Here is a 12,317-nt window from a genome sequence, read left to right as displayed (position 1 = left end):
GCTACGGACAGGTAAATTTCTCCTTGATACGAAGGATCTCCGGAAGAATCTTCTGAAACAGATCCAACATGCGTGGGTCGAAATGGAGACCACGATCTTTTTGCATCATGGCCATGGCCTGCTCGACCGGCCATTGTTCCTTATAGGGACGCTTCATGGTCAGGGCATCGAATACATCCGCCACACTGACAATCCTGGCCCAGACCGAAATGGCATCCTCCCGCAACCCCTGCGGATACCCGGCACCATTCCATTTTTCGTGATGCTGATGCGCGATCAAGGCCCCCATTTGAAAAAGCGGATCCTGGCTCTCCAACAGAATATCCCGCCCGATGACCGTATGTGTTTGCATGATCCGCCACTCTTTGGCATCCAGCTTGGCAGGCTTCTTGAGCACCGAGTCGGGAATACCGATTTTGCCGATGTCATGCATGGAAGCAGCCAATTGCAGGAGTTCGCACTCCCGGGCGGAGGCCCCGGCCGCCACGGCCAATTCCTTGGCATACGCCGACATGCGCCAGATATGCACACCGGTATCGGTATCATTGAACTCACCAGCACGAGCCAGCATGTAGATGGTTTCACGCCTGCTTTCTTCCAACGCCTGGGTCCGCTCGCGAACCTGCACCTCCAGGGAATCGCTGTAGAGCCTCTGCGTTCGCTGCATTTGGCTCAAGGAGGCAAACGTCTGCACGCGGGACAGAACCTCGTCGTCCTCGAAGGGGCGCAGCAGGTAATCAACAGCCCCCTGGACCCTGGCCTGACTGCGCTGGGCGCCACTGTCCAGGAGAAACACCACGGGCGTCTCCTGGCTCTCCGGGACATCGGCCCGCATTCTGGGACAGACCTGGGCGCCATCGGCCAATCGGATATTCCCATCCAGCAGGATCACATCCGGACGGCGTTGCCGGGTGGCAAAAATCGCCTTTTCCCCATTGAGCGCAATCGTAATCTCGAATTGCTTTTCCAGGATCCTGGCCAAATGCCGAATTTCCGCCAGCTGGGCCACAATGAGCACCAGGGGTTTCACGTTATCTTATCCTCCTCGGATGCAACAAGATCTCAGGACAGTTCCGCCATGCGCACCCTGCCGCCGCCCTGCAACTGCGCCTGATTCAGGGCATCTTCGGCCAGTTGCAAAAGCAGGTTTTCGGCGGAATCAAAACTTGCCACCCCGCAACTGACCGTGATCCGTTCGTATCCGGGAAATGAACGCTCCTGGATGCGCTGACACAAGCGGTTGGCGATATTCATGGCATGCGTTGGTGGCGTATTGGGCAGCATCACCACAAAATCATATCCACCAAAATAAGCCACCCGATCGCTCTCCCGAAAACTGAACATATGAGCCACGGCCCGCAGCAAATCATCGTTGGGCTCATCCTCCGGCGCCGGCAGATCCAGCCGCACACGAATGACGGAAAAATTGATTTCATAGCGGGTGGCGCGGGCCAGTTCCCCCACCAGCAGGGATTCCATGAAAAAGGGTTCATTGAAGAGTCCGGTCACCGGATCCATGGCCGGAACGTTCCGCTCCTTGGACAATTTCATTCCCTTGCGCACATAGGCGGTCAACTCTTCGATATCATAAGGCTTGCGCACGTAGGCATCGGCGCCGATTTCCAACCCTTCGGCCAGGCCCCCTTCACGTCCCGTCAGCATGATGATGTACACCCCGTTGAACTGAGGCTTGCTGCGAATCAGACGACATGTGGAAATGCCATCCATCACCGGCATCATCACATCCAGCACGATGACCATGGGATGTTCCCGTTCCACGATCGTCAAGGCCTGCTGGCCGTTTTCCGCTTCGAGGATCCTGTCCGGTCCGAAAACACGTCCCATCTGCCGGACCAACGGTCGGCGAATCTCTTTTTCGTTGTCATCGACAACCAGAATTTTGGCCATCGCATTCTCCAAGATGCGGGGAGGAAAAAAACAGGCACGATTTCCTCGATTCAAGGCAACCATGACCGCGCAGGAGCCCACCTCGGGGCCGTTCATCAAGTCAAAGGAATGTCGATTATAACCGTTATGCCACACCCCGGAGCACTTTGACAAGAGATGCTTCCGCCGAGGGTCCGGGTCGCCAGATTGTAGACAATGTGCATGCCCAACCCACTGCCCCCCAGATCACGACGGGTGGTAAAAAACGGTTCAAAAATACGTTGACGCACCTCCTCCGACATCCCTTTGCCATTGTCACGATAGATCAACCGCAGACGATCTCCGACAGCCTGGAATTCCAGGATGACCTCGCCAGGGGTGTCCGGCGCGAACGCATGAACTTTCGAATTGATGATCAGGTTGATGAGAATCTGTGACAGCGCTCCCGGATGGCAGCGAATTTCCAGACGCTCATCGCACAGGATCTCGATGTGCAACCGGGTATGACGCAATTCGTGATGAATCGTCAGGAGGGTCGATTCCACGTATTCACGGACCCGGAAGGTGCGCAGGTTTTCGTTGGACTGATCCACGGCCACCGATTTGAAGCTGCGCACCAGTTCCGCGGCACGCACCAGATTGTCCAGGGTAAGTTTTGTCAATCGCCGCGTCGATGCGATGCACTCGCTCAATTCCTCCTCGCTGATCCCCTCGGATTGGACGACGCCTTCAAAAACAAGCATGCGCTCCAGCAGTTCCGAGGCCGCGGTCACGCCAATGCCCACGGGCGTGTTGATCTCATGAGCCACCCCAGCCACCATGCTGCCCAGGCCCGCCATTTTGGCCGACTGGATCAGGTCCTCCAGCAACCGCTTCTCCTCGGTGATGTCGGAAACCATGCCCACGATCGCCAGTCCCCCTTCCAGCATCATCGAATTGACGGCCAACCGGATCGGAAAAGCCGAACCATCCCGACGCAAGGCCGTCGTCTCGAACATGTGGGGAACGGTCGTCCGCGGCAATCCCGACTGAAAATACCGCATGAACCTGTCCCGATGCACGTCATGCAAACCGGGCGGAATCAGTGTGGTCAGGTTTTTGCCGATCATGTCGCCGCGCCAATCGCCGAAGATCCGTTCCGACGCGGGATTGAAGACGTGAATGACGCCGCGATCATCCGCCACGATGATGCCGAAAGGCGCCTGCCGGATAATTTCCCGGAACTGTTCCTTCAATTTCATCTCTTCACTGACATCGCGCAACAAGGCTGCCGAACCAATGACCACCCCATCCTCACGCAAGGTCGAAGCATGAAACAGCAACGCATTGCCCTTGTAGACCAACAGGGTGGGCATGTCCGCTCCTTCCCGCTCCAAAAAGGCGCCGACATACTCCGGATCGTCGATCAAATGGATGAACCCCTCCTCGGCAATCCTCGTAGCGGATTTTTTCAGCAGCCGCTCGGTGGCCTCGTTCACCAGAATCACCTGACCAGAGGCATCCGTGACGACAATTCCCTCCTGCACGCCATGAATGACGGTACGCAACTTGTTGCGTTCCTGCCAAAGCCCCTGATAGGTCCGGCGCAACTGGTTGGCCATGGCATTGAACGTGGCGGCCATCCGACTGATTTCGTCACGTCCCGGCACGATGATCCGTTCATCCAGATGACCGCCAGCCACCCGTTCCATGGAGCCCTCGATTCGACCCAACGGTCGGATCAGGAAACGATGCATCATCCAGTACAGCAAGGGCAACACGACAATCAACGCACCGATACCAAAAACAAGAGCTTCCTTCCTGGTGGCATGGATATCCCGTTCCGCTTCGGCCAGAGAGGTGGTCAGCAGCATGATTCCAAGCGGCTTCAAGCCCTCGCCATGACACGGGAAACAACGCTCATTCGGCAGAATCGGGGCCAACACCGTCATGACCAACTGGCCATCCCGCAGGTGCGGGTCGGAAAGGATGCGTTTCTCCTCCAGGGATTTCTTCAGATGGGCATCATCCGCCGCCAGGCCCCGTTCATGAAACTCCTGTACTCTTGGGGTAAACATCGTTCCCCCCAGACGGCGATTCATCTCGTCGATCGTGCCATTGTCCAGAAACGCCGTCTCCCCATTGGTCCGCAGGATACGAAAATCGAGAATGGCCGAATTTCTGCGTACCGACTCGACGAAGGCATTGACAATCAAGGCATTGCCCGATTCCATGAGCGACTGAATACCACTGGTGATGTTGGCGGACATCATGGCCATGGCACGTTGATTCTGGGCAATGATCGTTTTTTCCTGTTCGCGCACAAAAAAAGCGGTAAGCCCGACAACCACCATCGAAATGGTGCATAGAAAAAAAATGATCACTTTCCCGGTAATGCTCAGAAAATACATCCCTGGAGATCCCGTACCGTCCGCATTGAAGGCAATCCAATCTAACGGGGAATGAGCCGCACCCCCTGGGTGATGTCGTCCCCCTCGACCCGGGCCGAAAAGACCGCACCCCTGCCCCACGGTGGCAGCAGATTTTGCACCACAAGGTCAAACCCATACCGGTCCTTGAAGTCCCAGCGACCGCGACCGTTCATGACATAATCCTCCGCGGCGATCTTCATGTGTTGGATGCGGATTCCTCCAAGGTCCCAGCGCAGACGGGCCTGGGCATGGTCCCAGGACAACGATTTTTCCGCGTCGGAGATGGTCATCTCCTCGGTGGGCGATTTGAGAAACGGGACCGGGTCGATGCCCACGATCCGCCCCGACAGAAGATGAAGATCGCCCACTCCCGTCATCGTCGCCTCCTCCCAGGTGGACACGGAAGGGATCATCCCCTGGACACTCAAGGACCCGAACAACACCCCTTCGAGACGGGCCTCCCCCGCAGTGTTCCCGAAAGGAAGGTTTTCGAGGAAAATTCCAGTCGGATGCAGGGTGGCATGGTAGACCAGGGGACGTTCGTCCCGTGCCATCACCGCAAGATGCCCCACGATCCGCCCTCCTTCGGCTTCGATCACAAAACGAGGGACATTGAACATTTTTTCCTTCCACCGAAAAGGGGCCGCGAAACGGGTGAAGGAAAAGGAATCGATCGTCCCCGGTCCCAGTTGCGCCATCCCCTCGATCCGATCCTCGGGCGTCCCCCCCTGGACCATGGTCAACGTCACATCAAGATTCCCGGTGGGTTTTCGGACGGCGGACTTCCCAGTTGCGACCGGCCACGGCGGAAGATGTCGGGCCAACCGGGACAACGGCCATCGCGCCTGGACCCGCAACGCCCGTGATGGGTAAATGCGCCCCGAAACGCCAATCCGGGATTCAGGATCATCCGCCAGCGCCAGTTCGCCCGCTTCCAAAAAAACACTGCGCTCCGAAAACCGCCCCCTGGCCGTCAGGCGCAGTGGCTGACTTTCCTGCGTGAGAAACGGCGGTGGAAGTTCGATCGTCGGCGTCCAGTCGAGTTCACAGCGAAATTCCCCCGCCATGGACCAGGAGCCTTTCAGAAAGAGTTTCCCCACCGGAGTGGTCCCGCCCGGAAAAAAACCTGGCGGCAGGGGAAGCCGGCTCATTTCGACGCTGTTGCGAAAGGTCAGCTCCAGATCCCAGATCCCATCGCCATGGTTGGGAATTCCTCCCCTGATTTCAATCATGGGCTCGCCATCGAGGTAGATGAAAAACTCCTCGAAAGACAACGTCGTTCCCCCATCAGCCGTGACGCGAATCGACGATTTCTGGCGCAGGGCGATGTCCATGGCCCGAGGCCCATCCTTTTTTGTCCGCCCGACGCCGATGTTCCACAAGGGATTTTTTTCCCTGGGATTCATCGGATCGGCATAGGCCAGATCGAAACCATTCAATTCGATCCAACTGCTCGTTTGCAACCCCGTTCGTGGCACACCATGCAGCAGGGTGGTCACGAATCCCCGGGAAAGGCGGGCCTGGACCTCCTTGCCGGGAAAAAGATCGTTCAAATCCGCAAGCCCCGTCGATTTGGCGTCCAGGCTCAAAAGCACGGGCATTTCCATGGGATCCAGGGATGAAGGAAGCGGTCCGATCTGGCCGTTGACAGTGAACGGAATGTTGTACATCCGGGCAGCGGCGGTCAGCGGCGAGGCCCGACTGGCGGAAAGGGCATGCAGATTCAAGTGGATGTGATCGAGAATCAGGGTACCATCCCCGAACCGGCCATGGTCAAGCACCGTGATCATGCCATTCTGAATCGCCACCTTTCCCAGGGTCAATCCGGTCAGCCCCCATCCCAGTTCCTGGGTCATCTTGCGGTTGCTGGACCGGGCCTTGTCCTGGGCGCGGTCCAACAATTTCCCGCCTCCAGGCAGAACGATATTGAACTGGGGGTTGACCAGGGTGACACTGACCACCTCCGGTCGATCGAAAACCAGGGACAAGGCGCGAATTCCCAGAAGGACCTTGGGCGCCAGGAGCACGGGAGGATTGTCGGGATCGGAGGCTTCGATCTCCAGATTGTGCAGTTCCAGGGTGAACAGACCGTTGAAGGGATTGTAATCCAATCGCTCGATCCGAACCTTGTGCCCTGAAATCCGTTCCATCGTATGACGAATCTGTTCGCGCCGCCGTTCGGCACCAAACCATGTCGTGGTGTCCCACGGCATGAATGCCAGAAAAAGGATCAGAAGGAGAAGAATAAGGGAGAAAAAACGGATCATCCTTCGAGTTTGGCCTTGAGAATGGCATTGACCGCGGCAGGATTGGCCTTTCCCTGAGTTGCCTTCATGACCTGACCGACAAGGAAACCCACGACCTTGGTCTTTCCGTCGCGGTACTGTTGCACCTGAAGCGGATTGTCGGCCAGCACCTTCACGACCGCTGCCTCGATCGCCCCCGAATCACGGACCTGTTCCAGCCCCCGTTCCGCCACGATCCGTTCGGGATCGGCATCGGTTTCGAACATGAGATCGAACACCTGTTTGGCGATTTTTCCCGAAATGGCGCCGTTTTGAATCAGGCGCAACAAACGTCCCAGACGCCCGGGCGAAACGGGTGACTGCTCGATTTCCGTACCGTCGCGGTTGAGCCGGCCCAGGAGTTCGACCGTAATCCAGTTGGCGGCGGTTTTCGGCGCCGCGCCCTGGGCAACCGTCTCCTCGAAGAACATCGCCATTTCGCGGCTTGAGGTCAACACCCCGGCATCGTACTCCGACAGCCCGAAATCGGCGATGAAACGGGTCCCCTTGGCATCGGGCAGTTCCGGCATCCGCCGGGCAATTGCCTCGATCCGCTCCCGGGTGATCGACAGAGGCGGCAGATCAGGCTCTGGGAAATAACGGTAATCGTGCGCCTCCTCCTTGCCACGCATGGGGCGCGACGCATTGAGGCCGGCATCCCAGAGACGGGTTTCCTGAACGATGCGTCCCCCCGATTCGATCAGGTCAATCTGCCGATCCGCCTCATAGTCGATGGCACGCATGACATTGCGGATGGAATTAAGATTTTTAAGTTCGGTCCGCGTTCCAAGCCGCGTTTCTCCCCGGCGTCGCACCGACACGTTGGCGTCGCAACGAAACGATCCCTCTTCCATGTTGCCGTCGCACACCTGAAGATAGCGCAGAATGGATCGCAGTTTTTTCAGATAGTCTCCCGCCTCGCGGGAAGAACGAAGATCGGGTTCCGAAACGATTTCCAGAAGCGGTGTCCCGGTACGGTTGAGATCGATCCACGATGCCCCCGGAATCCCTTCATGCAGACTTTTTCCCGCATCGACCTCCATGTGGATGCGGGTGATGCCGATCCGTTTTTTTTCTCCGCCTTCCGGAAAGATCGTCAGCCCTCCGTGTTCGATGATCGGAAGTTCGAACTGGGAAATCTGATAACCGGCGGGAAGGTCGGGGTAGAAATAATTTTTCCGGGCGAACTCGGAACGATGGCGGATGGTACCGTCGATGGCCAATCCGGTCCTGATGGCCATCTGAACCAGTTCCCCGTTGAGGACCGGCAGGACCCCGGGAAAGGCGGCGCAAACAGGACAGATCTGGGTATTGGGTTCGGCCCCGAAGGTTGTGGCGCAACCGCAGAATATTTTGGAGCGGGTCCGCATCTGGGCATGAACTTCGAGCCCGATGATGGTCTCGTAGTAGGGATCGTTCGCCATGGGATTCTAGAGTTCCGGTTTGCGTTGATGCCAGGATGTGGCGGATTGAAAGGCATGCGCCACCGCGAGCAGCCGATCTTCCTTGAGGATGGGGGCGATGAGCTGCATGCCGATGGGCAATCCCCGGGTATCGGCGCCACAGGGAAGCGACAGGGCGGGAAGACCCGCCAGATTGACGTTGATGGTAAAGATGTCGGAAAGATACATAGCGACCGGATCATCGACTTTTTCGCCCAGGGGAAAGGCGGTTCCCGGAGTGGTCGGTGTCAACAGCAGATCCACCTGGGCAAAAGCGCGCTGAAAATCGTCGGCGATCAGACGGCGGACCTTTTGCGCCTTGCGGTAATAGGCATCATAGTATCCCGAGGAGAGGACATAGGTCCCCAGCATGATCCGCCGCCGGACCTCGGCGCCAAATCCTTCGGAACGACTGCGAGTATACAGGTCGCCAAGGTCCCGCGGATCCTGGCAACGATAGCCGAAGCGAATCCCGTCGTAGCGGGCAAGATTGGAAGAGGCCTCGGCGGGGGCGATGATATAATAGGTGGGAATGGCATGACGGGTATGGGGCAGGGACAGGGGAACCAGGGTGGCGCCCTGTTGGACGAACACCTCCTGGGCGGCATCGAGCGCCCGGGCGATTTCGGGATCGAGGGTATCGGGGCGGTATTCGACGGGAATGCCGATGCGGACCCCTTCCATGGATGTGTTCAGGGCGGCGGAATAATCGGGGACATCGGCCTGAATGCTTGTCGAATCGCTCGGATCGTGCCCCGACAGGACCTGAAGGACAAGCGCCGCGTCGGCGGCGGACAGAGTCATGGGTCCGGCCTGATCGAGCGATGAGGCGAAGGCGATCATGCCATAACGGGAAATCCGGCCATAGGTCGGCTTGAGACCGGTGATGCCGGTCAGGGCGGCAGGTTGCCGGATGGAACCGCCGGTATCGCTGCCGATGGTCGCCAGGGCGAGCCGGGCGGCAAGGGCGGCGGCGGAACCACCGGAGGAACCGCCGGGAATCAGGCGAGTATCCCAGGGATTCTTCACCGGGCCGAACCAGGAGGTTTCGTTGGAAGAACCCATGGCGAATTCGTCCATGTTGGTCTTGCCGAGAATGATCGCCCCGGCTTCCTTGAGTTTCCGGGTCACGGTCGATTCGTAGGGGGGGCGAAATCCGGCAAGCATCCGCGAACCGCAGGTGGTGGTCAGGTTTTCGGTGCAGAAAAGATCCTTGACCGCCACGGGAATGCCTGTCAACCCCGTCGACTGTCCCCGGTCCAGCCGTTCGTCCGCCTGGCGGGCTGCGGCCATGGCCCCCTCGTGATCGATGGTGATGAAGGCGTTGAGGATCGGATTGAGCCGGTCGATGCGTTCGAGAAAGGCTGCGGTCAGGTCACGGGCACTGAGCTTGCGTGCGCGGAGCATCGCGGTGGCCGAGACAAGGGTAAGCTGGGTTGGATCCACGGGAATGCTCCGCGTTGGCAATGGTTATTCGATGATCCTGGGAACCTGGAAATACCCCTGGACATGATCCGGGGCGTTGGCGAGCAGGGCTTCCCTGCGGTTGCCGTTGACCACGACATCGGCGCGTTCCGGAATGGGCATGTCCAGGGGGTGGGACATGGGAACCACCTCCCGGGTGTCCAGCTCGTCGAGTTGGCCGGCCAGATCAAGGATGGCGCCCAGTTGTCCGGCCAGGGACCCGACCGCCGCATCATCGAGTTGCAGCCGGGCCAGAAGGGCTACCTGCTTGACAGTTTCGGGTGGGATGGACATGATGAGACATGGGTGATCGGGAGAAGGGGTTGACCTTGATTTTAAATGTTTAACAACAGGGATGAATAATTGCAAGAAAAACCAATCATGACGCTCGATGAACCCCTGCGACAAAAATTGCTGCGTCTGCGACAGGACCTGTCCCGAAAGAGACGGACGATCCTTGCCTTTTCGGGTGGGGTGGACAGCACGTTTCTCATGGCGATGCTGAAGGAAGCGGGAACCAACTTTCTTGCCGTCACCGCGGTTTCCCCCACGATGCCCGCCCATGACCGCGAACAGTCCGTATCGCTTGCCCGCGCCCTCGATGTCGGGCACAGGATCATCGCCAGTGGTGAAATGGACAATCCCCGGTTTGTCAAAAACGATTTTGACCGATGTTTTCATTGCAAGGACGATCTTTTTTCCCGCCTGGTCACCATGGCACGGGAGGAAGGATTCGACCACGTCGTCGATGGCAGCACCGCGGACGACCTGTACGACCACCGTCCGGGAATGCGGGCAAAAATGGCCCACGGAGTAGAAAGCCCGCTGCTCGACGCTGGCCTGACCAAGGAGGAACTGCGCCTCCATTCGCGAACCCTGGGACTTCCCACCTGGAACCGCCCCGCCTCTCCCTGTCTTTCCTCCCGGATCAGCTACGGCGAACCGATCGAATCCGAAGCCCTGCGCATGATCGAATCGGGAGAAACGTGGCTTAAAGACCACGGCTTCGACATTGTTCGCGTCCGCAAACAACACCACACCGCCCGAATCGAAATTCCCGAAGAACAAATGGCCCGGTTCCTGGATCCCGGGTTTCGCCATGAAACGAACCTTTTTTTTCGCAATCTGGGATTTCAATTCATTTCCCTGGATCTGGAAGGGTTTGCCAGTGGCAAGCTCAACCGGATGGTGTTGAAATGAGCGCTTTTCGCGGACGAAACCGCCAGGGCTGTCCGTTCATCCGAGAACTTTCCGTTGCATCGTGCCACCCACGGAACGAACCGGTTTGCCGGATAGACCGTTCACCTGACCATTGGCGATGCGGACAAGTCGTTTGCATCCGGGTTGCGGGCCTTGAACCATTTGCTTGTCAACAATCGAGGAGAGGATCATGAACGACTTCTGTAGAAGAGCGATCACAGGGATGATCGTCTTTGCCGCACTGGCTCTGCTCCTGCCGGAAAATGCCCAGGCCCAACCCGGAAAACGAATTTGTGGACGCTGGGCGCAAACGGCGGGGGGATACGTCGGTTTGCTGATCGACGTGCAAAACAAAGACCCTCTGGCCAGTACCGTCTGCGACAAGGTCCGCAAGATCGATCAGGTCGGATACATTCAGTGGATGCAATCGATGGATGCCACCATGAAGGCATTGCAGGTAGACGTGAACGGGTTGACCTGGGTTCACCAGAGTTCGACAGCTTGCGAAAATGTCGGAAAAATGTTCACGGACAGCAAATATACCAGCTCCGACATGTGCGACAACATGGAAGGTTATTACATTTATATCGTCGTGAAAAACAACGGAACAACAACCTATTTCAAGAAAGATAAAGTTTCCTCGCTGGACGGCCTGGTTTCGGCAAGCACCAGCATCGCCAAGTCCGAATTGAACTCCCTGGCCGCGACGGCCAAGTCGGTCTACTCCAGTGCCGCCAACGCAGTCCAGGCGGGTTACAACGAATCCGTCGCCGCGCTGAAATCGGCCTGGACCGCCGCCCTGGAAGCCTTGTTCAGACAGATTGGCGGAAAGTTCATCAGCGACAACAAAACCGTCCTCACACAAATACGCAACTCACTGAAAAACCTTGATACAGATACCAAGGTCGCCTATACCCGGATCCAACGTTCCCTTTCCGACGGGCAAATCACCTCCCAGATGGCCCAGGATATGAGAGCCGTGGTGACCGCACTGAAGATGATGCCCAACCAAGCGGGGGCCGCCATTCCCGGCAAGGTCATCAACTCCTCGGTCGGCATTCCCCTGATGGGCGTCGATGCGGGGATGATTGGCGGCGTTTCGACGAACATATCTTTCGTTATGAATCTAATGCCTGACAGCAGCGGGAAATATACCTATGGAATCGTTTCTTATGTTGGCGGCACATTGGGCGCCACGATGAAAGCAGAGATTGACGGAGGAGGCTTGGGTATCTCCTGGAGTCCGGGCACCATCGATGAAAACAATGGCTGGTCCGTAGGGTTTGGAGTGGGCGCCGCGTTGGGAACGGGAGCGGATATGGGGTTGTCATGGGATGTATCGAAGGGAATGTCCGGGGCATCCAATGCCATTCCTGGGTTCGCCTTGAGTACTGCCAGCGGAGCGGGCTTCGATGCCTCCTTCAGCGCCGGATATACCAAGATCCTGATGAAATCGACGTTTTGACCTTTGGCGCAAGGACGCAAAATTCGCAAGAATTCAGGACAACGGCCTAAAGATTCCAGCAATGCCTGCGCAGGATTCCCGAAAAAACCACGAGGGAATCCTGCTTCGGGTAAACTGGCGCGTGGAGAAGCAAAGTCGAAACCAACCCCCTGGAGGCAATCCC

At 57.7% G+C, this 12,317-nt stretch carries 9 protein-coding genes; 2 read left to right on the top strand and 7 right to left on the bottom strand.

All coding sequences use genetic code 11. The features are described 5' to 3' along the window. Position 1 precedes the first annotated feature (1 nt). The 7 genes from HQL76_09290 to gatC form a co-directional block, all read right to left on the bottom strand. Positions 2-1,030 (bottom strand): HD domain-containing protein, encoded by a 1,029-nt coding sequence (locus tag HQL76_09290; GenBank protein MBF0109358.1) that lies wholly within the window; start codon positions 1,028-1,030, stop codon positions 2-4. 32 nt (positions 1,031-1,062) lie between these two features. Beyond that, positions 1,063-1,908: a response regulator gene (locus tag HQL76_09285; GenBank protein ID MBF0109357.1), complete on the bottom strand. Its 846-nt coding sequence runs from the start codon at positions 1,906-1,908 to the stop codon at positions 1,063-1,065. 95 nt (positions 1,909-2,003) lie between these two features. Further along, positions 2,004-4,277 carry a PAS domain S-box protein gene (locus HQL76_09280; protein ID MBF0109356.1) on the bottom strand — a complete coding sequence of 758 codons (2,274 nt, stop codon included), beginning with the start codon at positions 4,275-4,277 and terminating at the stop codon, positions 2,004-2,006. A 41-nt stretch (positions 4,278-4,318) separates the two neighbouring features. Continuing rightward, positions 4,319-6,565 carry a hypothetical protein gene (locus tag HQL76_09275; GenBank protein ID MBF0109355.1) on the bottom strand — a complete coding sequence of 749 codons (2,247 nt, stop codon included), beginning with the start codon at positions 6,563-6,565 and terminating at the stop codon, positions 4,319-4,321. Continuing rightward, positions 6,562-8,007 (bottom strand): Asp-tRNA(Asn)/Glu-tRNA(Gln) amidotransferase subunit GatB, encoded by a 1,446-nt coding sequence (gatB, locus tag HQL76_09270; GenBank protein ID MBF0109354.1) that lies wholly within the window; start codon positions 8,005-8,007, stop codon positions 6,562-6,564. Before gatB ends, HQL76_09275 begins: the two co-directional genes overlap by 4 nt. Before the next feature lie 6 nt (positions 8,008-8,013). Further along, positions 8,014-9,432, bottom strand: a complete 1,419-nt coding sequence (gatA, locus tag HQL76_09265) for an Asp-tRNA(Asn)/Glu-tRNA(Gln) amidotransferase subunit GatA (protein ID MBF0109353.1) — start codon at positions 9,430-9,432, stop codon at positions 8,014-8,016. A gap of 63 nt (positions 9,433-9,495) precedes the next feature. Beyond that, a complete protein-coding gene (gatC, locus tag HQL76_09260; protein MBF0109352.1) occupies positions 9,496-9,783 on the bottom strand; it encodes an Asp-tRNA(Asn)/Glu-tRNA(Gln) amidotransferase subunit GatC in 288 nt (95 codons plus the stop codon). 87 nt (positions 9,784-9,870) lie between these two features. Between gatC and larE the strand changes: the two genes are divergently transcribed. Together larE and HQL76_09250 are read left to right on the top strand one after the other, a co-directional pair. Continuing rightward, a complete protein-coding gene (larE, locus tag HQL76_09255; protein MBF0109351.1) occupies positions 9,871-10,689 on the top strand; it encodes an ATP-dependent sacrificial sulfur transferase LarE in 819 nt (272 codons plus the stop codon). A 190-nt stretch (positions 10,690-10,879) separates the two neighbouring features. Next, positions 10,880-12,154, top strand: a complete 1,275-nt coding sequence (locus HQL76_09250) for a hypothetical protein (GenBank protein MBF0109350.1) — start codon at positions 10,880-10,882, stop codon at positions 12,152-12,154. Positions 12,155-12,317: the final 163 nt, after the last annotated feature.

The organism is Magnetococcales bacterium (assembly GCA_015228815.1).
Lineage (GTDB): Bacteria > Pseudomonadota > Magnetococcia > Magnetococcales > UBA8363 > UBA8363.
This window is presented reverse-complemented; position numbering and strand designations above follow the sequence as displayed.